This window comes from Paenirhodobacter huangdaonensis (assembly GCF_004022465.1).
Taxonomy (GTDB): domain Bacteria; phylum Pseudomonadota; class Alphaproteobacteria; order Rhodobacterales; family Rhodobacteraceae; genus Rhodobacter; species Rhodobacter huangdaonensis.
In genome coordinates this window covers 84,759-108,977 of sequence record NZ_SAVA01000003.1, presented here as the reverse complement: position 1 = coordinate 108,977, position 24,219 = coordinate 84,759, and the positions used below count along the sequence as shown (strand labels likewise).

Sequence of the window (24,219 nt, the reverse complement as noted above, 5' to 3'; positions counted from 1 at the left end):
GGGGCCGGGAGCATGGCCGCCTCGCCCTATGACGACGCCTTCTACGCGCGCGAGCTGGCGCGCGGGCGCCACCGCGAGATCGTCGGTGGCCGCTGGGACGAGACGGGGGCGGCGCAGATGGGCGCGTTGCGCGCGGCGGGGCTGTTGCCCGGCCACACGCTCCTTGACATCGGCGCGGGCTCGCTGCGGCTTGGCTGCAAGGCGGTGCCCTATCTCGAGCCGGGCCATTACTGGGCGACGGATGCCTCGCGCGCGATCCTGCTGGCGGGCCATGCGGCGGAACTGGATGATCCGGCCCGGCTCGATCCGGCGCAGCTGATCGAGGATGCGCGCTTCGACTTTCCGGGCGTGCCCGACACCATCACCCACGCCATCGCCTTCGCCGTCTTCCCGCATCTGCCGATGGCGATGCTGCGGCGCGCGATGACCGGGCTGCGGCGGTTTTCGCGGCTGGAACGGTTCCTGTTCACCGTCTTCCTCGCCCCCGATGCGGTGACCGCGGCGCAGCCCTACCGGCAGCCCGATGGCGTCGTCACCCATGACATCCGCCCGCCCTATCACCTGCTCGAGGCGGATGTGCACGGCTTTGCCGCGCAGACCGGCTGGATCGCCACACGCGAGACGCTGCGCCTGCCGCGTGGGCAGGTGCTGTTCACCGCCGTGCCGGCCGCCGCCTGAGGCGGCGCCGGTCGGGCTCAGTTGCCGAGCTTGGCGTGGACCTCGTCGAGATCGACCTCGCCCAGCGGATACTTGTTGTCCGGGTTGTCGAAATCGTAACGGAACAGCTGGAAGTCCTTCTTGTAGATCTCCCAGATCAGGTGGCGCGACAGGTCGTCGAAATATTCGCTGACCTTGTGCGCGCGCTTCGGCCCGTGGCCTTCCGATTCGTTGAACTTCGGCACCTTGGCCAGATCGACCGGCACCGGCGTGGTGATGTGGTCGAGCACCGACTGCATGCCCTCGTTGAACTTCTCGGTGAAGAAGATGTTGTCGTAACGCCCGCCGTTCACGATGAAGGTCGAGATATGGCCCGACATCGCCGACCAGTGGATGTCGGGTTCCATCGGCCGGCGCCAGCGGATGGTGTCGCGCGCGAACAGCAGGAAGCGGCGGAACGACTTGATCTGGTCGAACTCGAAATTGTCCTCGGGCGCGCCGACCTCGACGCCGTAGCGCTGGATCAGCTGCGGCACCAGATTGCCGCGGTAGCGCTTGCCGTTGCGCTGGATGCCGGCGATCTTGTCGAAGAACGAGCTGAGCAGCCGCGCATAGGGGTTGCGCACGCAGGTGAAGGCATAGCTCTTGTGCGCCTTCACGTTCTTCTCGATCAGCTTCTGGCTGTCCTCCTGCGACCACTTGTGCAGGCCGGAGGTCGAATCATGGATATCGCCGTCGAAGAACCGGCCATGGTCGGAGTAGAACATGATCTGCCCGATCGACGAGCAGGCGCATTTCGGAACCACCCGATAGACGACGCTTTCGCTTTCCGTCATCCACGTTCCTGGAAAACCCATGGATCTTGCCTCCTTGAACGACCGGGCGTCATCTTGACGTCGTGGCCGAAATATTTACTCACTACAGATCAAAGAACCTCTGTCTTTTCAATGTTCTTTGACGGTATCAAGGCAGATAGTACGTAACGGGCGAAAGAACTGTTTCTGGTATGGCTAAAATCGCCTTCATCCTGCTGACGCACAAGGACCCGGACGGGATCATCGCGCAGGCGCAGCGGCTGACGGCAACCGGCGATTACGTCTCGATCCATTTCGACGCCCGCGCCAAACCGGCCGATTTCGAGAAGATCCGCAGCGCGTTTGCCGACAACCCCTCGGTCACCTTCGCGGCGCGGCGGCTGAAATGCGGCTGGGGCGAGTGGAGCCTTGTCGCGGCGACGCTCGAGGCGGTGAAGGCTGCGGTCGCGGCCTTTCCCGAGGCGACGCATTTCTACATGCTCTCGGGCGACTGCATGCAGATCAAGACCGCCGAATTCGCCCATGCCTTCCTCGATGCGACCGATGTCGACTATATCGAAAGCTTCGATTTCTTCGCCTCGGACTGGATCAAGACCGGGATCAAGGAAGAGCGGCTGATCTATCGCCACTGGTTCAACGAGCGCACGCAAAGCTGGCTGTTCTACCGCAGCTTCGAGCTGCAGAAGGCGCTTGGCCTGGCCCGGGCGGTGCCCGAGGACATCCAGATGATGATCGGCTCGCAATGGTGGTGCCTGCGCCGGCACACCATCGAGGCGGTGCTGGCCTTCTGCACCGAGCGGCCCGACGTGATGCGCTTCTTCCGCACCACCTGGATCCCCGACGAGACCTTCTTCCAGACCATCGTGCGCCATGTCGTGCCGGAGAAGGAGATCCGCACCCGGACCCTCACCTTCCTGATGTTCACCGACTACGGCATGCCGGTGACCTTCTACAACGATCATTACGACCTGCTGCTGGCGCAGGACTTCCTGTTTGCGCGCAAGATCAGCGCCGACGCGGCCGAGCTCAAGCAGCGGCTTGGCGAGCTGTGGACGCAGACCGGCGTCAGCTTCCCGATCTCGAACGAGGGGCGGTCGCTCTACAAGTTCCTGACCGGCCGCGGCCGCATCGGGCGCCGCTTCGCGCCGCGCTTTTGGGAAACGGAAGCGAGCCTCGGGCGCGAGCGCACGCTGATGATGGTGGTGTGCAAGAAGTGGCATGTGGCGAAGCGGCTGGTCGAGCAGATCCGCCTGCGCACCGGCATTCCCGCGGTCGAGTACCTGTTCCATGAAGAGGGCGGCCTGCCGCATCTGGGCGGCATCGAGCGCACGGTGGAAAAGCGCAACCGCCACCGCCGGGCGCTGGTGCGGATGCTGTTCGACTATTTCCGCACCGACAAGCTGATCATCTGCGTCGATCCGGCCGATTTCGACATGATGCAGGATTTCGCCTCGGACAAGGCGACGGTGCGCATCCTCGAGGTCGAGTGCGACTTCACCGATGACTATCTCATCGGCCATGCCCGGCGCATCGGTCTCGCCGGTGACAGCACGCCGCAGGACGTGATCGACCGGCTCTTGCCGACGGTGCGCTTCGATCTGAAATTCGAGAGCGACCGGATGCGCGACGCGCGCTTCCCGATGTTCGTGCGGATGCGCGAAAGCGTGCGCGCCGAGGAGAACGCGACGCCGCTTGCCCGTTTCCTGAACGTCGAACCCGAGGTTGCGCAGGACATCGCGGCGACCCATTATCTGTTCGTCGACTGAGGAGAGACCCGTGGCTTACGTCTACGATACGAACAACATCTTCGCCCGCATCCTGCGCGGCGAGATTCCGAACAACACCGTGCTGGAGACCGAGCACACGCTTGTCTTCCGCGACATCGCGCCGAAGGCGCCGGTGCATGTGCTGGCGATCCCGAAAGGGCCCTATGTCACCTACGACCATTTCTGCGCCGAAGCCTCGGATGCCGAGATCATCGACTTCACCCGCGCCTGTGCCAAGGTCTGCGCGATGCTCGGGATCGAGGCGAAGGACGGCGGCAAGGGCTTCCGCGCGATCACCAATTCCGGCGAGAACGGGGTGCAGGAAGTGCCGCATTTCCACCTGCACATCCTTGGCGGCCGCTCGCTTGGCCGGATGCTCGACCTCGACTGAGGGGCAGGGCGGCGGGTTCGGGGCCCCTTGCCCCGTTCCCGGCAATCGCTAATATGCCGCCAAAGGCGCCACCGCGCCGCATTTCACGGAGCCGCAGATGACCGCAACCGCCCCCGACGCCCCCGAGACGCAAGTCGTGACCAGCTGGAAGGTCGCCTGTGACGGCGGCGAGGGTGCGCTTGGCCATCCGCGCGTCTGGCTGACGATCCCGCACGACACGGGCTGGGTCGAATGCCCCTATTGCGACAAGAAATACGTGATCGACCGTGATCACGCGCAATCCGGTCACTGAGACCTGATGCATTTTTGTGCGCATCCTTGCGCGCATGCGGGCGGCCCTTGGGCCGCCCGTTCGCATTCGTGGCCGCGTTTCGGGTTTCGGGGCGGGCGCGGCTGTGGCACAACGGGGGCCTGAACGGAGGGACCCCATGGCTTTCGGCAAAGGCTGCCACCTGCATCTGATCGACGGCTCTGCCTTCATCTTCCGCGCCTATCACGCGCTGCCGCCGCTGACCCGCAAGTCGGACGGGCTGCCGGTGGGAGCTGTGGCAGGCTTTTGCAACATGGTCTTCCGCTATATCGAGGACGCCAAGAACGGCGACGCGCCGACCCATGCGGCGGTGATCTTCGATTATTCCTCGAAGACCTTCCGCTCGGAAATCTTCCCTGAATACAAGGCGAACCGGCCGCCGCCGCCCGAGGATCTGCGCCCGCAGTTCCCGCTGACCCGCGAGGCGACACGCGCCTTCAACATCGCCTGCAAGGAGATGGAAGGGTTCGAGGCCGATGACATCATCGCCACGCTTGCCCGCGAGGCGCGCGAGGCGGGCGGGCGGGTCACCATCATCTCCTCCGACAAGGATCTGATGCAGCTCGTCGGCGGCGGCGTCGAGATGCTCGACGCGATGAAGAACCTGACGATCGGCCCCGAGGAGGTCGAGGCGAAATTCGGCGTGCCGCCCGAGAAGGTGGTCGACGTGCAGGCGCTCGCCGGCGATTCGGTCGACAACGTGCCGGGCGCACCCGGCATCGGTATCAAGACCGCGGCACAGCTGATCCAGGAATACGGCGATGTCGAGACGCTGCTTGCCCGTGCCGAAGAGGTGAAACAGCCGAAGCGCCGCCAGACCCTGATCGACTTTGCCGATCAGATCCGGCTGTCGAAGCGCCTCGTCACCCTCGACGATGCCGCGCCGCTCGATTTCACCCTCGATGATCTTGAAGTGAAGGACCCCGAGCCCGCGGCGCTGATGGCGTTCCTGAACAAGATGGAATTCCGCACCCTGACGAAGCGGGTGGCCGAGAAATTCGGCCTCGAGGTGCCGGTTGCGGCCCCGGCCGCGGTGTCCGAGACCGCCCCCGAGCGTGCCGGCGCCGGCGCGCGCGCCACCGCGCCCGCCGCTGTCCCCGAGGCGCCTTTCGATACCGCCGCCTATGTCTGCATCCGCGACGGCGAAACGCTGGCCGCATGGCTTGCCGAGGCGCGCGCGACCGGGGTTCTTGCCGTCGATACCGAGACCACCTCGCTTGACGAGATGCAGGCCGATCTGGTCGGCGTCTCGCTCGCCACCGCGCCCGGGCGGGCGGCCTATGTGCCGCTCGGCCACAGCAGCGGCGGCGACGACCTCTTCGGCGGGGTCGAGCGCGCCGCAGGGCAGATGGACCCGGCCGAGGCGCTGGCGCTGCTGAAGCCCGTGCTCGAGGATCCGGCCATCCTGAAGATCGGCCAGAACATGAAATACGACTGGAAGATCTTCGCCCGGCAGGGGATCCGCGTCGCGCCGATCGCCGACACCATGCTGATGAGCTATGCGATGTTCGCCGGCCTGCACGGCCACGGCATGGACGCGCTGAGCACGGAATACCTCGGTCACACCCCGATCCCGATCAAGGAGCTCCTCGGTTCGGGCAAGGCGCAGATCACCTTCGACAAGGTGGCGATCGACAAGGCCGTGCCCTATTCGGCCGAGGATGCCGACATCACCTTCCGGCTCTGGCGCCGCTTCGCGCCGATGCTGCACCGCGCCGAGGTGACCACCGTCTACGAGACGCTCGAGCGCCCGCTGGTGCCGGTGCTGGCCGAGATGGAGATGGCGGGGGTGAAGGTCGACACCTCGGTTCTTGCCCGGATGTCGAACGTCTTCGCACAGCGCATGGCCGGGCTCGAGGCCGAGATCCAGGAGGTGGCGGGGCAGCCCTTCAACGTCGGCTCGCCGAAGCAGCTCGGCGAGATCCTGTTCGAGCAGATGGGGGTCGAGGGCGGCGCGCGCGGCAAGGCCGGCGCCTGGTCGACCGGCGCCGATGTGCTCGAGGACATCACCACGCTCGAGGACACCAACCCGAAGGCCGCGCGGCTCGCCTCGAAGGTGCTCGACTGGCGCCAGATCTCGAAGCTGAAATCGACCTATACCGACGCGCTGCAGGGCCATGTGAACCCCGACACCGGGCGCGTGCACACCTCCTACAGCATCGCCGGTGCGAACACCGGCCGGCTCGCCTCGACCGATCCGAACCTGCAGAATATCCCGGTCCGCTCGGACGAGGGGCGGCGCATCCGCGAGGCCTTCGTCGCCCCCGCGGGCCGGCGGATCGTCTCGCTCGACTACAGCCAGATCGAGCTGCGCATCCTCGCCCATGTGGCCGATATCCAGGCCCTGCGCGACGCCTTCTTCCACGGGCTCGACATCCACGCGATGACCGCCTCCGAAATGTTCGGCGTGCCGATCGAGGGCATGGACCCGATGGTGCGCCGGCAGGCGAAGGCGATCAACTTCGGGGTGATCTACGGCATCTCGGCCTTCGGTCTTGCCCGCAACCTGCGCATCCCGCGCGCCGAGGCGCAGGCCTTCATCGACCGCTATTTCGAGCGTTTCCCGGGCATCCGCACCTATATGGACAGCACCATCGCCTTCGCCAAGGAGAACGGCTTCGTGCGCACCCTGTTCGGGCGCAAGATCCACACCCCCGAGATCAACGACAAGGGGCCGCGGGCGGGCTTTGCCAAACGCGCCGCGATCAACGCGCCGATCCAGGGCGCGGCGGCCGACATCATCCGCCGCGCGATGATCCGGATGCCCGCGGCAATCGCCGGGCTCGACGCCAGGATGCTCTTGCAGGTGCATGACGAGCTGATCTTCGAGGTGGCCGAGGCCGATGTCGCGCGACTGACGGGCGCCGCGCGCGACATCATGGAGGGTGCGGCCGAGCCGGTGGTGAAACTCTCGGTGCCGCTCGTCGTCGAGGCGGGGCAGGGGGCGAGCTGGGCCGAGGCGCATTGACCCCGGCCGCAGGTGGCGCAAGGATGAGGCGGCCGTCCGCCCCCGGGCGGCGCCAGCACCGGACCCTCCCATGCCGCACGACCACGCCCACGACCACGGCCATCACCATCCCCAGCTGAGCGCCGAGACCGGCGACCGGCTGGTGGTCTGGGCGGTGGCGATCAACGTCCTGCTGACCGTCGCGCAGGTGATCGGCGGCTGGATGGCCGATTCCGTCGCGCTGATCGCCGATGGCGTGCACAACTTCTCGGATGCGGCGGCGCTGGTCCTTGCCTTCGGCGCGCGCCGTCTCGCCCGCCGCGGTCCGAGCCCCGCGATGAGCTTCGGCTGGGACCGGGCCGAGGTGGTGGCGGCGCTGGTGAACTATGTTGCGCTGATCCTCGTCGCGCTGTGGCTTCTGGCCGAGGCCGCGGGCCGTCTGGCGAACCCGCCCGCGGTCGCGGGCTGGCCGGTGGTCTGGCTGGCGCTCCTCGCCCTTGCCATCGACCTCGGCACCGCGGCGCTGACCTTCAGCCTGGCGAAGGACAGCGTGAACATCCGCGCCGCCTTCCTGCACAATCTGGCCGATGCCGGCGCCTCGGTCGCGGTGATCGTCGGCGGCGTGATGATCCTGCTGTGGGATTTCCGCCTCGTCGATCCGGTGCTGACCATCGCGATCTCGGCGATCATCCTGTGGCATGTCGCGGGCGAGATCCGGCCGGTGCTGCGCATCCTGATGCTCGGCGCGCCGCCCGAATGCGATTGCGGCGACGTCGCCTCCCGCCTTGCCGCGATCGAGGGGGTCGAGGGCGTGCACCATCTGCACATCTGGGCGCTTGACGAAAAGCGCGACGCGCTCGAGGCGCATCTGGTGCTGGCCGAGGGCGCGGATTACGCCGCAACCATCGCCCGGGCCAAGGCGATGCTCGCGGCCGAGTTCGACATCCGCCACGCCACGCTCGAGCCCGAGACCCGCGCCGCCGGCTGCGCCGATCAGGCCGCGGCCGGCGGCTGCGCCTGACGCCGTCTTTTTCTTGGCAAAAATACTCCCGGGGGTGCGGGAGCAGGCAGCCCCCGCCGCGCCGTCCCGCCCAGCCCGGCCGGGGGCTCAGATCCCGCTCAGCTCCGCCATCGGGATGATCGGGAAGAAGACGCCCTCCGACCACAGGCCGAGCCAGTCGCGCCCCTCATGCGGCGCGGGGGTGGCGATCTCCACCAGCCGATAGAAGGTCTTGCGGTCGATCAGCGCCTCGAGCCCGCGGCGGATGTGGACATAGGGGCTGGGTTCGCCATCGGCCGCGCGGGTGACGCGGATCCTGTGCTCTGGCCCGGCGGTGACCACGTCGCCGACATTCGTGGTGAAGGTCAGCGCCTGATCGGCGCCGCTGCCCGAGACCTCGCAATCGACCGCGACGAAAGGCGCGTCGACAACGCGGATGCCCACTTTCTCGACCGGGGTGACGAGAAAGTATTTCCCGTCCTCAAGTTTCAGGATCGAAGCGAAAAGCCTCACCAGCGGCGCCCGTCCGATTGGAGTGCCCAGATAGAACCAGGTGCCGTCGCGGCGGATCTCCATGTCGATATCGCCGCAAAAGGGCGGGTTCCACAGGTGCACGGGCGGCGGCCCCTTGCGGTGCGCCTGTGTCGCCGCGGCGGCGATGCCCTCGGCACTCGGGGCTTTCACGGTCTTTTGTGAGTCGTCGGTCTCGGTCATCGGCTCTTTGCGATTGGGTCGGGGGCGGATATCTGTTCAGATGACCATAACGCCCAGGGGAGCCACTGTCATGACCGAAGACCTCGTCAGCGAAATCGAGCGCCTCGGCGCCAGGCTCGGCGCGGCGCGGGCCTCGGTCAACCGCCGCTTCATCGGTCAGGAGCGGGTGGTCGAGCTGGTGCTCGCCGCGATGCTGTCGGGCGGGCATGCGCTGCTGGTCGGCCTGCCGGGGCTCGGCAAGACCATGCTCGTCGACACGCTGGCGACGGTGATGGGGCTGAACCCGGGCCGGATCCAGTTCACCCCAGACCTGATGCCCGCCGATATCCTCGGCTCCGAAGTGCTCGAGACCGCGCCCGACGGCAGCCGCGCCTTCCGCTTCCTCGAGGGGCCGGTCTTCTGTCAGCTCCTGATGGCCGACGAGATCAACCGCGCCAGCCCGCGCACGCAATCGGCGCTGCTGCAGGCGATGCAGGAGCGCGAGGTGACGGTCGCGGGCGTGCACCGACCGCTCGGACCGCCCTTCCATGTGCTCGCGACGCAGAACCCGATCGAGCAGGAGGGCACCTATCCGCTGCCCGAGGCACAGCTCGACCGGTTCCTCGTGCAGGTCGACGTCGAATACCCGACCCGCGACACCGAGCGCGAGATCCTCTTGGCCACCACGGGGGCGACCGAGGCCGAGGCGATCCGCGTCTTCTCGGCCGCGGAACTGATCGCCGCGCAGGCGCTGGTGCGGCGGATGCCGGTCGGCGAAAGCGTGGTCGAGGCGATCCTCGATCTCGTCCGCGCCTGCCGTCCGGGCGAGCCCGAGGCGCTGCCGGTGGTGCGCGAGGCCCTTGCCTGGGGCCCCGGTCCGCGCGCGGCGCAGGCGCTGATGCTGACGGTGCGGGCGCGCGCGCTGCTCAATGGCCGCCTCGCCCCCTCGGTCGAGGATGTGGTGGCGCTCGCCCGTCCGGTGCTCAGCCACCGCATGGCGCTCGGCTTTGCCGCCCGTGCCCGCGGCGAGACCCTGTCGCAGGTGATCGCCCGCGTCGCGGCCGAGGTGACCGGAATCGAGATCGAGGCGGCTGCGTGAGCCTTCCCGGCCCCGAGATCGCCGCGCTGTCACTGCGCCGCGAGGCGGAGCGGACGGCGGGCGCGCTGCCCGCACTTCTGGTCGCGGCCGAACGGCTGGCCGCCACCGTGCAGATGGGCGGCCACGGCCGGCGCCGCGCCGGCCCGGGCGAGGAGTTCTGGCAATACCGCCCCGCCCATTCGGGCGATGCCGCGCGCTTCGTCGACTGGCGCCGCTCGGCGCGCTCCGACACGCAATTCGTGCGCGACCGGGAATGGCAGCTGGCGCAGTCGCTGTCGCTCTGGGTCGACGGCTCGGCTTCGATGCGCTTCACCGGGGCCCCCACGGGGCGGGCCGCACGCCCGACGAAGGGCGCGCGCGCCCGGCTGCTCGCTCTGGCGCTCGCCGTGCTGGCGGTGCGGGGCGGCGAACGGGTGGGGCTCAGCGGCCCGCTCGCCCCGCCGCGCCCGGGCCGCGCGCAGCTGATGACCCTCGCTGCGCTGCTGGGCGACGATGCCGCCCCCGGCCCCGATTACGGCACGCCCGAGGTCGCGGGGATCGCCGCGCAGGGGCGGGCGGTGTTCCTGTCCGATTTCTTCGGTGACATCGGGGCGATTGCCGCGGCGCTTGGCGCGCTTGCCGATCGCGGCGTGACCGGGGTGATGCTGCAGATCCTCGACCCGGCCGAGGAGGACTTCCCCTTCGACGGCCGCACGATCTTCGAATCGATGGGCGGCAGGCTGCGCCACGAGACGCGCGAGGCCGCGGACCTGCGCGCCCGCTACCGCGCCCGGCTGGCCGAGCGGCGCGAGCGGCTCGCCCGGATGGCGGCCGAGGCGGGCTGGCAATTCTCGACCCACCGCACCGCGACGCCGCCCGAGGCGGCGCTCCTGTGGCTGCACGCGGCGCTGGAACGGGGGCGGGGATGACCGTCTTCGGCCCTCTCGGCTTCACTGCGCCCTGGCTGCTGCTGGGCCTCGCGGCGCTGCCGATCCTGTGGTTCCTGCTGCGCGCGACGCCGCCCGCGCCGGTGCGCCGTCGCTTCCCGGGGGTGGCGTTGCTGGCGGGCCTTGCCGACGAGGAGGTGCAGGCCGAGCGCACGCCCTGGTGGCTTCTGGCGCTGCGCATGGCGGCGCTGGCCGCGGCGATCCTCGGCTTTGCCGGCCCGGTGCTGCACCCGGTGCCGGTCGCGCCGGGGCAGGGGCCGTTGCTGATCGTCGAGGATGGCGGCTGGCCCTCGGCCCGCGACTGGCCGCGCCGGCTTGACCGCCTTTCGCGCGCCCTGACCGAGGCCGCGGCGGCCGGGCGCCCGGTGGCGCTCGTCTCGCTTGCCGATCCGCCGCCCGCGCCGCCCGCCTTCGTCAATGCCGCGGACCTTGAGGCCGGCCTGCCGGGCCTCGCCCCGAAACCCTGGGAGCCCTCGCCCGATCTCGACCCGGCGAAGATCCTGCCCGCCGGGCGCTTCGACACGCTGTGGCTCTCGGACGGGCTTGATCGTGCCGGGCGCGCCGGGCTGGTCGCCGCCCTCACCGCGCGCGGCGCGCTGCGGGTCTGGCAGCCGGGCACGCCGGTGCTGGCGCTTGGGCCTGCGACGGTCGAGGGGCGCGTGGTCACGCTGCCGCTTCTGTCCGCCACCCCGGTCTCGGGCGACTACGAGATCGCCGCGATCGGCCCCGACCCCGCGGGGATCGAGCGGGAACTGGCGCGTGAGACGGTGCACCCGCAAAACGCGACCGAGGCCCTCGCCCGTTTCGACCTGCCGCCCGAGCTGCGCAACCGCGTCGCCCGCTTCGAGATCGCCGGCATTCGTTCCGCCGGTGCGGTCAGCCTGACCGATGACGCGGTGAAGCGGCGCAAGGTGGCGCTGATTTCCGCCGCCGCGCCGCGCGAGGGGCTCGAGCTGCTGTCGCCGCTGCATTACCTGCAGCAGGCGCTGGCGCCGACCGCCGATCTGATCGAGGGCACGCTCGAAGACGCACTCGTCGCCAATCCCGACGTGGTGATTCTGGCCGATGTCGGCGAGGTCGCCGAGGCCGACGCGCTCGCTGATTGGGTCGAGAAGGGCGGGCTGCTGATCCGCTTTGCCGGCCCGCGCATGGCGGCGGCCGATACCGCGGGCGATGTCCTGCTGCCGGTGCGGCTGCGGCAGGGCGGCCGCTCGGTCGGGGGCACGATGAGCTGGGGCGAGCCGCGCCGCCTTGCGCCCTTCCCCGAGGCCTCGCCCTTCGCGGGCCTCGCCGTGCCCGAGGATGTGACGGTGCGCGAGCAGGTGATGGCCGAGCCCGGTCCCGAGCTTGCCGGGCGGACCATCGCCGCGCTTGCCGATGGCACGCCGCTCGTCACCCGCGCGGCCTTTGGCGCGGGCGAGGTGGTGCTGTTCCACGTCACCGCAAATGCCGACTGGTCGAACCTGCCGCTCTCGGGCCTGTTCCCGCAGATGCTCGACCGCCTCGCGGTGTCGAGCCGCGCTGCCGCCCCCACCGCCGCCGACCTTGCCGGCCGCACCTGGGTGCCGGTGAAGCGACTCGATGGTTTTGGCCGGATCGAGACCGCCGAGGCGGCCGCCGGCGTGCCGGGCGAGGTGCTGGCCGAGGCGATCCCGGGCCCCGACCTGCCGCCCGGCATCTATGCCGCCGATGCGCGCAGTGTCGCGCTTGATGCGCTCGCCCGCGGGCGGGTTCTGGCGCCGGCCAGCTGGCCGCTCGGCGTGACGCTCGAGGGGCTGGCCGCGCCGCGGCAGATGCCGCTCAAGGGCGCGCTGCTGGCGGCGGCGCTGCTGGCGCTGCTCATTGACATCCTCGCCTCGCTCGCCCTCGCCGGCCGGCTGCGCGGCCCGCGCGCGGGCACGGCGGTGCTGGTTCTGGCGGCGGCCCTTGGCATGGCGCCGCAGGCGCGCGCCGAGGACGCGATGCCGATCGCGCGCGCGGTCGAGGCCGCCTCGAACGTGGTTCTGGCCTATGTGCCGACCGGGGATGCGGCGATCGACCGGGTGTCGATGGCGGGGTTGCGCGGGCTGACGCAGGTGCTGACCCGGCGCACCACGGTCGAGCCCTCGGCGCCGATGGAGCTGAACCTCGAGACCGACGATCTGGCGCTCTTCACCCTGATCTACTGGCCGGTGACGGCGGACGAACCCGCCCCCTCGGCCGCGGCCTATGCGAAACTCAACCGCTTCCTGCGCGGCGGCGGGATGATCCTCTTTGACACCCGCGACGCCGATCTGGCCGGCATCGGCACCGCGACCGATGCCGGGCGGCGGCTGCAGGCGCTGGCCGCGCCGCTGGAGATCCCGCCGCTCGAACCGATCCCGGCCGATCATGTGCTGACCCGCAGCTTCTATCTGCTGCAGACCTTCCCCGGCCGCTATGACGGGCCGATCTGGGTGGAAGCTGCGGCCGAGGCCGAGACCACCGAGGGCATGCCCTTTCGCAACCTGAACGACGGCGTGACGCCGGTGGTGATCGGTGGCAACGACTGGGCCGCGGCCTGGGCGGTCGATGACGTGGGCGAGCCGATGTTTCCGCTCGGCCGCGGCTCGGCCGGCGAGCGCCAGCGCGAGATCGCCTGGCGCTTCGGCGTGAACCTGGTGATGCATGTGCTGACCGGCAATTACAAATCCGACCAGGTGCATGTGCCGGCTTTGCTGGAAAGGCTGGGGCAATGAGCGGGCTTTCGGTGATCTTCGCGCCGCTGCTGCCCTGGGCGGTGATCGCCGCCGGCGCGGGGCTGGCGGCGCTGCTGCTGGCGCTGGCGCTGTGGCGCGGGCTGCGGGGCTGGGCGCTGCGCGCGCTCGCCGCCCTCGCCCTGCTGGGCGCGCTTGCGCAGCCCTCGCTGCAGCGCGAGGAGCGCACGCCGCTCTCGGACATCGTGCTGCTGATTGACGACCGCACCGCCTCGCAGACGCTGTCCGACCGTGCGGCGCGGACCGATGCGGCGGTGGCGCGCCTTGCGGCCGAGGTGCAGGCCCTGCCCAACACCGAGCTGCGCCGGATCACCGTGCCCGACGGCGCGAAGAACGCCGGCACCCAGATCGGCGCGGCGCTCGCCGAGGCGCTGGCGGCCGAGCCGCGCGCCCGCGTCGCCGGCGCCATCGTCGTCACCGACGGGCAGGCGCATGACGCGGACCTTGCCCCCGCGCTGCCCGCGCCGCTGCAGCTGGTGCTGACCGGCCATGCGAAAGACTGGGACCGGCGGCTGCTGATCGAGACGGCGCCCGCCTTCGGCATCATCGGCGAGGAGACGCGGATCCGGCTCAAGGTGCTCGACGAGGGCGCGGTGCCGAAAGCCGCGGGGACCGAGGCCGATCTGACCATCGCCATCGACGGCGGCGAGGCGCGCAGCTATCGCGTCGAGGTCGGGCAGGATCTGGAACTGCCGCTGACGCTTGAACACGGCGGGCAGAACGTCGTGCAGTTCAGCCTTGCCCCCGTGCCGGGCGAGCTGACCGCGCGCAACAACGCCGCGGTGGTGCAGATCAACGGCGTGCGCGACCGGCTGCGGGTGCTGCTCGTCTCGGGCCAGCCGCACGCGGGCGAGCGCACCTGGCGCAACCTGCTGAAATCCGATGCGGGCGTTGACCTCGTGCATTTCACCATCCTGCGCCCGCCCGAGAAGCAGGACGGCGTGCCGGTGTCGGAACTGTCGCTGATCGCCTTCCCGACGCAGGAGCTGTTCATCGACAAGATCGACGAGTTCGACCTGATCATCTTCGACCGCTACGGCGAGCGCGGCATCCTGCCGCCCGCCTATTTCGCCAATATCCGCGATTACGTCGAACGCGGCGGCGCGGTGCTGATCTCGGCCGGGCCCGAATTCGCCACCGTCGAGAGCCTGTGGCAGACGCCGCTTGGAGAGATCATGCCGGCGCGGCCGACCGGGCGGGTGCTGTCCGAGGCCTATCTGCCGCGCCCGACCGAGCTTGGCCTGCGCCATCCGGTGACCGCGGGGCTCGAGGGCGCGCCACCGCCCGAGGGCGAGCCCGGGCCGAAGCACTGGGGCCGCTGGCTGCGCCAGATCGAGCTGACCGACGCCACCGGCGAGGTGGTGATGAAGGGCGCAGAGGACAAGCCGCTGCTGGTGCTGGCGCATGCCGGCAAGGGGCGGGTGGCGCTGCTCGCCTCGGATCACCCGTGGCTGTGGGATCGCGGCTTCGAGGGCGGCGGGCCGCAGCTTGAGCTGCTGCGCCGGATCGCGCATTGGGAGATGAAGGAGCCCGAGCTCGAGGAAGAGGCGCTGATCGCCGAGGTCGAGCCGGGCAGCCTGTCGCTGACCGTGACGCGGCGCACGATGAAGGAGGCGCCGGGGCCGGTCACGGTGACGCTGCCCGATGGCTCGACGCAGGATCTGGCGCTGAGCGAGGCGGGGCCGGGCCGGTTCAGCGCGCGCTGGCAGGCGCCGGGGCCGGGGCTCTACCGGCTGAAGCAGGGCGATCTCGAGCGGGTGGTGGCGCTGGGCCCCGCCGCGCCGCGCGAGTTCGAGGGCACGATCGCGAGCGCCGGCCCGCTGAGCGCCGCGGTGCAGGCCTCGGGCGGCGGGGTGAGCCGGCTCGAAGACGGCATCCCCGCGGTGCGCACGGTGCGCGAAGGGCGGCTCTCGGCCGGGCGCGGCTGGATCGGCATCACGCCGCGCGGTGCGGCGGCGGTGGCCGACATCCGGGTGAGCCCGGTGCTGCCCGCCTGGGCCTGGCTCGCACTCGCCGCGCTGCTGAGCGTGGCGGCCTGGCTTTCCGAGGGCCGGGGGCGGCGCCGGGGCTGAGCGCGGTCAAGGGGCGCTGCCCCTCGGCCTGCGGCCTCACCCCGAGGTATTTTCGGCAAGGAGAAAGCAGGGGCCTACCACTTGCAGGCGTCGCGGAGCTTTTCCGAGGCGGCCTCGAGCCCGCGGATATCGAAGGTGACGGTGAGCGCCGATTCATTGTAGGGCGTGGCGCGGACGATCAGCTGATCATGCGCGAAGAGCGATTTGAGGAAGGGGATCGCGCGCGCGCCCGACCACAGGCCGAGGGCCTTGTTATCGGTGCTCGCATCGGTGCCGACCTTTGACATCGCGTTCTTGTCGAGGCGGTATTCGATCTGCCCGTATCCCTGGATGTCCGACATGAAATGATTGTTGAACACGAAGAAGGCCGAGGTCGTGTTCTCGCGGCATCGCACGAAAAGATCGGCCGGGGCATTCCCGGAGCCAAAGCGTGCAGGCAGGAGGGTTTCGCTTTCGAGATGCAGGTAGACATCCGTCTGGTCCGTCATCGGTGACGTCTCGATGCGGACCGTCCACTTGCCGGTCCCGGGGGGTGTTGAACCGTCGATTTGCTTGTAGCCGCTTTGCAGGTCGTAACAGGACAGGCGGGCGGCATCGTCCCTGAGTGCCGTGCAGTCCTGTTCGGCGAGAGCGGGGAGGGCGAGACAAAAAAGGGCGAAGGTGGCTGTGGAAATGCGCTGAAAAAACATGAAAGCCTCTGCTCGGTGAAACGAGCAGAGGCTAGAGGCAGGGCGGACGCCGCGCAAGCGCGGCGCGGCCAGAGCTCAGCGGCTGAACTTCTTGTATTTCACCCGCTTCGGTTCGGCGGCATCGGGGCCCATGCGGCGGATCTTGTCGTTCTCGTAATCCTCGAAGTTGCCTTCGAAGAATTCCACATGCGCCTCGCCCTCGAAGGCGAGGATGTGGGTGCAGAGCCGGTCGAGGAAGAAGCGGTCGTGCGAGATGATGATCGCGCAGCCGGCGAAATCCTCGATCGCCGCTTCGAGCGCCTGCAGCGTTTCCACGTCGAGGTCGTTCGTCGGTTCGTCGAGGAGCAGCACGTTGCCGCCCGATTTCAGCAGCTTCGCCATGTGCACGCGGTTGCGCTCACCGCCCGAAAGCAGCCCCACCTTCTTCTGCTGGTCCGAGCCCTTGAAGTTGAACGCGCCGACATAGCTGCGCGAGTTCACCGTGGCTTCGCCGAGCTGGATCAGCTCGGCCCCGCCCGAGATCTCTTCCCAGACGTTCTTCTCCGGGTCGAGCGCGTCGCGCGACTGGTCGACATAGGACAGCTTCACCGTCTCGCCGATGGTGACGGTGCCGGCGTCGGGCGCCTCCTGGCCGGTGATCATCTTGAACAGCGTCGACTTGCCGGCGCCGTTCGGGCCGATCACACCGACGATCGCCCCGGGCGGGATCGAGAACGAGAGGTTCTCGATCAGCTGCTTGTCGCCGTAATGCTTCGAGATGCCGTCGAGCTCGATCACCTTGCCGCCAAGGCGCGGGCCGTTCGGGATGATGATCTGCGCGGTGCCGACCCGTTCCTTCTCGGACTGGTCCGCCATCTTCTCATAGGCCGAGATACGCGCCTTCGACTTCGCCTGACGCGCCTTGGCGCCGGCGCGGATCCATTCGAGTTCCTTGGCCATGACCTTCTGCTTGGCCTTGTCCTCGCGGGCTTCCTGTTCGAGCCGCTTCGCCTTCTGCTCGAGCCAGGCGGAGTAGTTGCCCTCATAGGGGATGCCGCGGCCGCGCTCGAGCTCGAGAATCCACGAGGTGATGTCGTCGAGGAAGTAGCGGTCGTGGGTGACGATCAGGATCGTGCCCTTGTAATCGATCAGGTGCTTTTGCAGCCAGGCGATGGTTTCCGCATCGAGGTGGTTGGTCGGTTCGTCGAGGAGCAGCATGTCGGGCGCCTCGAGCAGGAGCTTGCACAGCGCCACGCGGCGCCGCTCGCCGCCCGAGAGGGTGGCGACATTGGCGTCATCGGGCGGGCAGCGCAGCGCCTCGAGCGCGATGTCGACCTGGCTGTCGAGATCCCACAGGTTCTCGGCGTCGATCTCGTCTTGCAGCCGCGCCATCTCCTCGGCGGTGTCGTCCGAGTAGTTCATCGCCAGCTCGTTGTAGCGTTCGAGCTTGGCGGTCTTTTCCGCGACGCCTTCCATGACGTTCTCGCGCACGGACTTGGCGTCATCAAGCTGCGGCTCCTGCGCGAGATAGCCGACCTTGGCGCCCTTGGCGGCCCAGGCCTCGCCCTGGAAGTCCTTGTCGATGCCGGCCATGATCTTCAGGAGCGTCGACTTACCGGCGCCGTTGACGCCGACGACGCCGATCTTCACGCCGGGCAGGAAGTTCAGGCGGATGTTCTCGAAGCATTTCTTGCCGCCCGGATAGGTCTTCGAGACGCCGTCCATGTGATAGACGTATTGATACGAGGCCATTCAGCGCACCTTTCGGGGAAATTCGGGTTTTCCGCTAGATAGGCGAAACACCCCCCCGAGGGAAGGGCCTCTGCCCCGCCCCCTCTTCTGCCCCGGTGAAATTTCAAGGGGCGAGATCTGTGCATGAATGCGCATTGTCATGTTTATTCGTGGGCGTTTTCAATTTATTCGAACAGGCCTATCTCAGTCTCACAGCGACGGGGAACCCCGAAGCGGACAGATAACCGACTGAAAAGTCGAGGATACGGAGAGAAAAGATGAAACGGAACATGGCTTATTCGGCGCTTGCGCTGGTGCTTTCGGCGGGTGTGGCCTCGGCGGCCGATGTGAACCCGGGCCTGCAGCAGATTGCCGATTACCTCGGCGTCGATGCCGGCGCCTACAGCGCGACGGAGCTGCACCAGCTGCTCGGCGCGCGCGATGCGGGCGACCAGAGCAGCTACGACTACTTCCTGAAGCGGGTGGGCGCGACCGAAGCTGCGGCCGTCACCGCCGGCAAGGCGCAGATCGCGGCGCAGGTCGGCCTGAGCCCGGCCGAATACACCACGGCCGAACTGATCCGCGTGCAGCAGGCGCAGCGTGACGCCGATCTGCAGACGGTGAGCTTCGTTGTCTCGCACCAGAACCGCAACACCATCGTGAACCCGCAGGTCGCGATGGGGCACGACAAGTAAGCCGGCCGATCACGGACGGCGGAATGACAACACGGATTGACGGGTTCCGGGCAGATGCGGCGATGGCCGCCCCGGTGCCCCGCATGAACGGAGAGAAAAGATGAAACGGAACATGGCTTATTCGGCGCTTGCGCTGGTGCTTTCGGCGGGTGTGGCCTCGGCGGCCGATGTGAACCCGGGCCTGCAGCAGATCGCCGATTACCTCGGCGTGGATGCCGGCGCCTACAGCGCGACGGAGCTGCACCAGCTGCTCGGCGCGCGCGATGCGGGCGACCAGAGCAGCTACGACTACTTCCTGAAGCGCGTGGGCGCGACCGAAGCTGCGGCCGTCACCGCCGGCAAGGCGCAGATCGCGGCGCAGGTCGGTCTGAACCCGGCCGAATACACCACGGCCGAGCTGATCCGCGTGCAGCAGGCGCAGCGCGACGGCGATCTGCAGACAGTGAACTTCGTCGTCTCGCACCAGAACCGCAACACCATCGTGAACCCGCAGGTCGCGATGGGGCGTGACAGCTGAGCCGACCCGGAAGGGATCAGGCAACAGGGGCGGTCTTCGGGCCGCCCTTTTGCATACCGCTCAGCAGCCTTTCGCGAAGACCTGCACGAACCACGGGCCGGCATTGCCCTGCCGCGGCACATAGCCGATGCCGAGCGCCGTCACCCCGCGGCGCAGGATATTGGCGCGGTGCCCGGGCGAGACCATCAGCGCCTGCATCGCCCGTTCCGGGCTTTTCCAGTCGAGCGAGATGTTCTCGGCGGTCAGGCAGGTGCGGAAACCGGCGCGCTTGACCCGGACCTTCGGCGTCGACCCATTCGGCTCGACATGGTCGAAATAGCCCTTCGCCGCCATGTCGCAGGCGTGGGCCTGGGCGGCCCGGTTCAGCTTGGCGTCGACCTTCAGCGGCGGCAGGCCGCTTGCCCGACGCTCGGCATTCACCAGCTGCGCCATCTGCGACACGACGGGCTCGGAGACGGTGCAGGCGCCCTGGCTGGTCACCGCGCCCGCGGTTTGCGGCACGGCAAGGGACAACAGCAGCAGCAGGGCAGGGCGGGTCAGGGTCATTTCATCCTCCGGTTGCGGCGAACCTGCCGCAAACGGAGGCCACTGTCCGCCCCAAATCGGGCGCGATCATGGCATGCGGCGAAAAACCGCCCGCCGCTCAGATCCGCCGCCCCCAGAGATCGTATTCCGAGGCGTCCTCGACCTCGACGGTCAGCATGTCGCCCGGCTGCAGTCCTTCAAAATCTTCATCGATGAACAGGTTGCCGTCGATTTCGGGGGCGTCGGCGCGGGTGCGGCAGGTGGCGCCCTCGGCGTCCACCTCGTCGACGATCACCTGCTGCAGCGAGCCGATCTTCGCCTCGAGCTTCGCCGTCGAGATCGCCTGCGCCTTTTCCATGAAGCGCTCCCAGCGGTCCTGCTTGACCTCTTCGGGCACATGGTCGGGCAGCGCGTTCGAGCGCGCGCCCTTGACGTTCTCGTATTGGAAGCAACCGACGCGGTCGAGCTGGGCTTCGTCCATCCAGTCCAGAAGATACTGGAATTCCGCTTCCGTCTCGCCGGGATAGCCGACGATGAAGGTCGAGCGCAGGACGATCCCGGGGCAGGCGGCGCGCCAGGCGGCGATTTCGTCGAGCGTCTTCGCCGAGGCGGCGGGCCGCGCCATGCGCTTCAGCACATCGGGGTGGGCGTGCTGGAACGGGATGTCGAGATAGGGCAGCACGCCGCCGCCCGCGCCGGTCTCGGCCATGATCGGGATCAGGTCACGCACATGCGGATAGGGATAGACGTAATGCAGCCGCACCCAGGCCTCGGCCTCGCGCGCCATCCGGCCCATCTCGCGGGCGAGATCGGTGATATGGGCGCGCACCTCGGCGCCCTTCCAGGGGCTGAGGTCATGCTTGCGGTCGAGGCCATAGGCCGAGGTATCCTGCGAGATCACCAGCAGCTCGCGCACCCCGGCCTCGAGCAGCTTCTCGGCCTCGCGCAGCACCGCATGCGCCGGGCGCGAGACCAGCTTGCCGCGCATGTCGGGGATGATGCAGAACTTGCAGGCGTGGTTGCAGCCCTCGGAAATCTTCAGATAGCTGTAGTGCCGCGGCGTCAGCTTGACCCCGGTCGAAGGCAGCAGGTCGATGAACGGATCGGGCGCGGGCGGCACGGCGCCATGCACGGCATCCAGAACCTGCTCGTATTGCTGCGGCCCGGTCACTGCCAGCACCTTGGGGTGCACGCCGGTGATGAACTCGGGCTCGGCGCCCAGGCAGCCGGTCACGATCACCTTGCCGTTTTCCGTCAGCGCCTCGCCGATCGCCTCGAGGCTCTCGGCCTTGGCGGTGTCGAGAAAGCCGCAGGTGTTGACGATCACCGCATCGGCGCCGGTGTAATCGGGCGAGATCGCATAACCCTCGGCGCGCAGCCGGGTCAGGATCCGCTCGCTGTCGACCAGCGCCTTCGGACAGCCGAGCGAGACCATGCCGATCGTCGGCTGGCCCTCGCGGCGGGGCTCGTCGAAACGGGGATGCGGCGCCAGATCGGGGCGCAGGTTCGGGGGGTTCTGGCTCATCTCGCCCTCTCGACGGCAAAGGCGGGCCGCGCGACCCGCCCTTTCATCTTGCTGAAAATACCTCGGGGTGCGGGGCAGGGCCCCGCGCGCCCGCTCACCGCCGTCGGTCGCGCCGGGTGCTCATCGGCTGGAACGCGACCGAGACATGCGCCTCGCAATAGGGTTTGCCGGGCTGGCTCGGCAGGCCGCAGAAATAGAAGTTGTCGGTCGCCGGGTCGCCGATCGGCCATTTGCAGGTGCGCTCGGTCAGCTCCATCAGCGAGATCTTGCGCGACCGCTTCTCGACCTCGCGCACCGAGGCGAGGGTCTCGGGGCTGATCTCGTTCAGCGAGGGCTGCGGCGGCAGCGGCTGGCCGGCGGGCACCACGGGCTTGCGCATCGCGGGCGTCGCGACCGCGGCGACGGGCTCGGGGCGCGGCGCGGCGGCGGGGCGCACCGGCTGCGCGGGGGCGGCACGCACGGGTTCGGGCGCGGGCTCGGGCCGGGTGGCGACGGGTTCGGGCGTGGGCGCCGGGTCGACGGCAGGTTTCGCCGCGGGGGCCTCGGCCTCGGGCGCGGCGCCTTCCGCGCCGGCACGGTTCGACAGGCCGAGCCGGTGCACCTTGCCGATCACGGCGTTGCGGGTGACGCCGCCGAGCTCCTTGGCGATCTGGCTCGCGGACTGACCCTCGGACCACATCTTCTTCAGAAGTTCGACGCGTTCATCGGTCCAGGACATGGGCACCCTTTCATCGGTCCTGCCGGGGGAGTGGCCCCGGCTGTTCTTCCCATTCTACGGTGGGGACAGGGGGAGATACAAGCGCCGCCCCCGGATTTCAAGGCCGCGCGGCGTCACAGGAACGACTGCGGGTCGATGTCGATGGCGAGCCGCACCTGCGCGGGCAGCTTCACCTGCCGCAGCCAGACGCGCAGCGCGTCCTGCAGCGGCGCGCCCTTCTCGGCCTTCACCAGCATCCGCACCCGGTGCCGGCCGCGCACCCGCGCGATCGGCGCGGGCGCCGGGCCGAAGACCTGTGCACCGATGCGGGCGAGCGGCGCCGGCGCGCGCGCGAGCGCATTGCCGATCTCGAAGAGCGGCGCCACCTCTGGCCCCGACAGGATGATCCCGGCCATCCGGCCGAAGGGCGGCACGCCCTGCGCGCGCCGCGCCGCGGCCTCGGCGCGCCAGAACGCCTCCTCGTCGCCGCCGAGGATCGCGCGGATCACCGGGTGCTCGGGCTGGCAGGTCTGCAACAGCGCAAGGCCGGGCTTTTCCGCCCGCCCCGCGCGCCCCGCCACCTGTCGCATCAGCTGGAAGGTGTGCTCGGCCGCGCGCAGGTCGGAGCCCTGAAGCCCAAGGTCCGCGTCGATCACGCCGACCAGCGTCAGCCGCGGGAAGTTGTGCCCCTTCGCCACGATCTGCGTGCCGATGATGATATCGGCGCCGCCCGCCGCGATGTCGGCGATCGCCTCCTTCAGCGCGCGGGCCGAGCCGAAGAGATCCGAGCTCAGCACCGAAAGCCGCGCCGTCGGGAAGCGTTCTGCGACCTCTTCGGCCAGCCGCTCGACCCCCGGCCCGACGGGGGCGAGCTTGCCCTCGACGCCGCAGTTCGGGCAGGCGGTGGGGATCGGCTTCGTCTCGCCGCACTGGTGACAGACGAGGCGCTTGAGAAACCGGTGCTCGACCATCCGCGCGTCGCAATGGTCGCAGCCGATCTGATGGCCGCAGGCGCGGCAGATGGTGACCGGCGCATAGCCGCGCCGGTTCAGAAACAGCATCGACTGCTCGCCGCTGCCAAGCCGCTTCACCACCTCGCCGACGAGGGTGGGCGAGATCCAGTGCGCGCTCTCGATCCGCTCCGCGCGCAGGTCGATCGCCCGCATCTCCGGGAGCTCCGACACGCCGAACCGCGCGGCGAGATCAATGCGCGCGTATTTGCCGCTTTCCGCATTCACCCAGCTTTCGAGCGAGGGCGTGGCCGAGGCCAGCACCACCTGCGCCGAAGCGAAGGAGGCGCGCAACACCGCCATGTCGCGGGCGTTGTAAAGCACGCCTTCTTCCTGCTTGTAGGAGCCGTCATGCTCCTCGTCGACGACGATCAGGCCAAGGTCGCGGAACGGCAGGAACAGCGCCGAGCGCGCGCCGACCACGATCTGCACCCCGCCCTCGGCGCACATCCGCCACAGCCGCCGCCGCTCGCCCTGTGTCGCGCCCGAATGCCACTCGCCCGGCCGCGCGCCAAAGCGCGCCTCGACGCGGGCGATGAATTCGGTGGTCAGCGCGATCTCGGGCAGCAGCACCAGCGCCTGCCGGCCGGCGGCGAGGCACGCCGCGACGGCCTCGAGATAGACCTCGGTCTTGCCCGAGCCGGTGACGCCCTTCAAAAGCGTCACCCCGAACCCGCCCATGCCGGCGCGCAGCGCCGCGGCCGCCTTTGCCTGATCCTCGGACAGCACCTTGCCCGGCAAGGCGGGGTCGAGCCGCGGGAAGGGCTGGTCGCGCGGCTGTTCGAGCTCGGCCACCGCGCCGGTCGCGACCAGCCCCTTCACCACCTGCGGCGTGACACCCGCCAGCTGCGCGAGCTCGGTCAGGTAGAAGCCGCCGCCGTCATGCGCATCGAGCACCTCGAGCACCCGCTCGCGCGCCTCGGTCAGCCGGCCGGGCGCGCCCGCACCGCGGCGATAGACCTTGCGTGCGCCGGGCGCGTCGAAGAGGCCCGGCGTGCGGGTCGCGAGCCGCAGTACCGCCGGCAGCGAGGTCATGGTATAGGCGCCCATCCGGATCAGGAAGGCCTGCAGCTCGGCGCGCATCGGCGGCACGTCGAGCACCCGCGCCACCGCGCGCAGCCGGGCCGCGTCGAAGCGCCCGTCGCCCGGCCCCCAGACCACGCCCATCACCTTGCGCGGGCCAAGCGGCACCTCGACGAAGGCGCCGGGGAAACAGCCGCCCTCGGGCGCGAGATAGTCGAGCGGCCGGCCGATCGGCTCGGCGGTCAGCACCGCGACGCGGCTGCCTTCCGGAAAAAACCCGACCTCAGCCATGCGACAGACTTTCGATGCCTCCGGCGGGAGTATTTTTCCAAGGAAAGGCCCCGGGCTTTTTCCTGGCCGAAATACTCCGGGGGGAGGCGGCCTTGCCGCCGGGGGGCAGCGCCCCCCTCTGCCCGG

20 protein-coding genes are annotated in these 24,219 nt (G+C 69.2%); 12 read left to right on the top strand and 8 right to left on the bottom strand.

The window, feature by feature from the left end; genetic code table 11:
- Positions 1–12 precede the first annotated feature (12 nt).
- Entirely contained in the window at positions 13–678 is a 666-nt protein-coding gene (locus EOW66_RS06045; RefSeq protein ID WP_128155543.1) for a class I SAM-dependent methyltransferase, read from the top strand.
- 17 nt (positions 679–695) lie between these two features.
- Here EOW66_RS06045 and EOW66_RS06040 read toward each other — a convergent pair whose 3' ends face one another.
- Complete coding sequence (locus tag EOW66_RS06040) at positions 696–1,514, bottom strand: sulfotransferase family protein (RefSeq protein ID WP_128155542.1); 819 nt, start codon at positions 1,512–1,514, stop codon at positions 696–698.
- Positions 1,515–1,663: 149 nt separating this feature from the next.
- Here EOW66_RS06040 and EOW66_RS06035 point away from each other — a divergent pair, with 149 nt between their 5' ends.
- From EOW66_RS06035 to EOW66_RS06015, 5 genes are all read left to right on the top strand, one after another.
- Positions 1,664–3,238, top strand: a complete 1,575-nt coding sequence (locus EOW66_RS06035; RefSeq protein WP_128155541.1) for a DUF5928 domain-containing protein — start codon at positions 1,664–1,666, stop codon at positions 3,236–3,238.
- Between the two features lie 10 nt (positions 3,239–3,248).
- On the top strand, positions 3,249–3,629 hold the full coding sequence (locus EOW66_RS06030; RefSeq protein WP_113899558.1) for an HIT domain-containing protein: 381 nt from the start codon (positions 3,249–3,251) through the stop codon (positions 3,627–3,629).
- A 97-nt stretch (positions 3,630–3,726) separates the two neighbouring features.
- Positions 3,727–3,921 carry a zinc-finger domain-containing protein gene (locus tag EOW66_RS06025; RefSeq protein WP_128155540.1) on the top strand — a complete coding sequence of 65 codons (195 nt, stop codon included), beginning with the start codon at positions 3,727–3,729 and terminating at the stop codon, positions 3,919–3,921.
- Between the two features lie 136 nt (positions 3,922–4,057).
- On the top strand, positions 4,058–6,907 hold the full coding sequence (polA, locus tag EOW66_RS06020) for a DNA polymerase I (protein WP_128155539.1): 2,850 nt from the start codon (positions 4,058–4,060) through the stop codon (positions 6,905–6,907).
- Positions 6,908–6,977: 70 nt separating this feature from the next.
- Entirely contained in the window at positions 6,978–7,907 is a 930-nt protein-coding gene (locus EOW66_RS06015) for a cation diffusion facilitator family transporter (protein ID WP_128155538.1), read from the top strand.
- A gap of 87 nt (positions 7,908–7,994) precedes the next feature.
- Here EOW66_RS06015 and EOW66_RS06010 read toward each other — a convergent pair whose 3' ends face one another.
- The gene (locus EOW66_RS06010; RefSeq protein WP_128155537.1) at positions 7,995–8,600 is read right to left on the bottom strand and encodes a DUF1285 domain-containing protein; all 606 of its coding nucleotides are present in this window, start codon (positions 8,598–8,600) and stop codon (positions 7,995–7,997) included.
- A gap of 70 nt (positions 8,601–8,670) precedes the next feature.
- Between EOW66_RS06010 and EOW66_RS06005 the strand changes: the two genes are divergently transcribed.
- Genes EOW66_RS06005 through EOW66_RS05990 form a run of 4 tightly spaced genes read left to right on the top strand, consistent with a single transcriptional unit; the run spans position 8,671 to position 15,411 of the window.
- Positions 8,671–9,678, top strand: a complete 1,008-nt coding sequence (locus EOW66_RS06005) for an AAA family ATPase (protein WP_128155536.1) — start codon at positions 8,671–8,673, stop codon at positions 9,676–9,678.
- Entirely contained in the window at positions 9,675–10,586 is a 912-nt protein-coding gene (locus tag EOW66_RS06000; protein WP_239017519.1) for a DUF58 domain-containing protein, read from the top strand. The genes EOW66_RS06005 and EOW66_RS06000 overlap by 4 nt, the downstream gene beginning before the upstream one ends.
- Positions 10,583–13,321 carry a DUF4159 domain-containing protein gene (locus EOW66_RS05995; protein ID WP_128155535.1) on the top strand — a complete coding sequence of 913 codons (2,739 nt, stop codon included), beginning with the start codon at positions 10,583–10,585 and terminating at the stop codon, positions 13,319–13,321. Before EOW66_RS06000 ends, EOW66_RS05995 begins: the two co-directional genes overlap by 4 nt.
- The gene (locus EOW66_RS05990; protein ID WP_128155534.1) at positions 13,318–15,411 is read left to right on the top strand and encodes a hypothetical protein; all 2,094 of its coding nucleotides are present in this window, start codon (positions 13,318–13,320) and stop codon (positions 15,409–15,411) included. The genes EOW66_RS05995 and EOW66_RS05990 overlap by 4 nt, the downstream gene beginning before the upstream one ends.
- Positions 15,412–15,485: 74 nt before the next feature.
- Here the strand turns inward: EOW66_RS05990 and EOW66_RS05985 are convergent, their stop codons facing one another.
- Both EOW66_RS05985 and ettA read right to left on the bottom strand, forming a co-directional pair.
- Positions 15,486–16,100: a type VI secretion system-associated protein TagO gene (locus tag EOW66_RS05985; protein ID WP_128155533.1), complete on the bottom strand. Its 615-nt coding sequence runs from the start codon at positions 16,098–16,100 to the stop codon at positions 15,486–15,488.
- Positions 16,101–16,175: 75 nt separating this feature from the next.
- Positions 16,176–17,831, bottom strand: coding sequence for an energy-dependent translational throttle protein EttA (gene ettA / locus EOW66_RS05980; RefSeq protein WP_128155532.1), 1,656 nt, complete (start codon positions 17,829–17,831; stop codon positions 16,176–16,178).
- Between the two features lie 257 nt (positions 17,832–18,088).
- Between ettA and EOW66_RS05975 the strand changes: the two genes are divergently transcribed.
- Positions 18,089–18,505 carry a hypothetical protein gene (locus EOW66_RS05975; RefSeq protein WP_128155531.1) on the top strand — a complete coding sequence of 139 codons (417 nt, stop codon included), beginning with the start codon at positions 18,089–18,091 and terminating at the stop codon, positions 18,503–18,505.
- A 100-nt stretch (positions 18,506–18,605) separates the two neighbouring features.
- Positions 18,606–19,022, top strand: a complete 417-nt coding sequence (locus EOW66_RS05970) for a hypothetical protein (protein ID WP_128155530.1) — start codon at positions 18,606–18,608, stop codon at positions 19,020–19,022.
- A gap of 60 nt (positions 19,023–19,082) precedes the next feature.
- Here the strand turns inward: EOW66_RS05970 and EOW66_RS05965 are convergent, their stop codons facing one another.
- The 4 genes from EOW66_RS05965 to EOW66_RS05950 form a co-directional block, all read right to left on the bottom strand.
- Positions 19,083–19,568, bottom strand: coding sequence for a CAP domain-containing protein (locus EOW66_RS05965; protein ID WP_128155529.1), 486 nt, complete (start codon positions 19,566–19,568; stop codon positions 19,083–19,085).
- A 97-nt stretch (positions 19,569–19,665) separates the two neighbouring features.
- Positions 19,666–21,072 (bottom strand): 30S ribosomal protein S12 methylthiotransferase RimO, encoded by a 1,407-nt coding sequence (rimO, locus tag EOW66_RS05960; protein WP_128155528.1) that lies wholly within the window; start codon positions 21,070–21,072, stop codon positions 19,666–19,668.
- Positions 21,073–21,166: 94 nt separating this feature from the next.
- Positions 21,167–21,790 carry a GcrA family cell cycle regulator gene (locus EOW66_RS05955; protein ID WP_128155527.1) on the bottom strand — a complete coding sequence of 208 codons (624 nt, stop codon included), beginning with the start codon at positions 21,788–21,790 and terminating at the stop codon, positions 21,167–21,169.
- A 113-nt stretch (positions 21,791–21,903) separates the two neighbouring features.
- Positions 21,904–24,093 (bottom strand): primosomal protein N', encoded by a 2,190-nt coding sequence (locus EOW66_RS05950; protein WP_128155526.1) that lies wholly within the window; start codon positions 24,091–24,093, stop codon positions 21,904–21,906.
- Between the last annotated feature and the right edge of the window lie 126 nt (positions 24,094–24,219).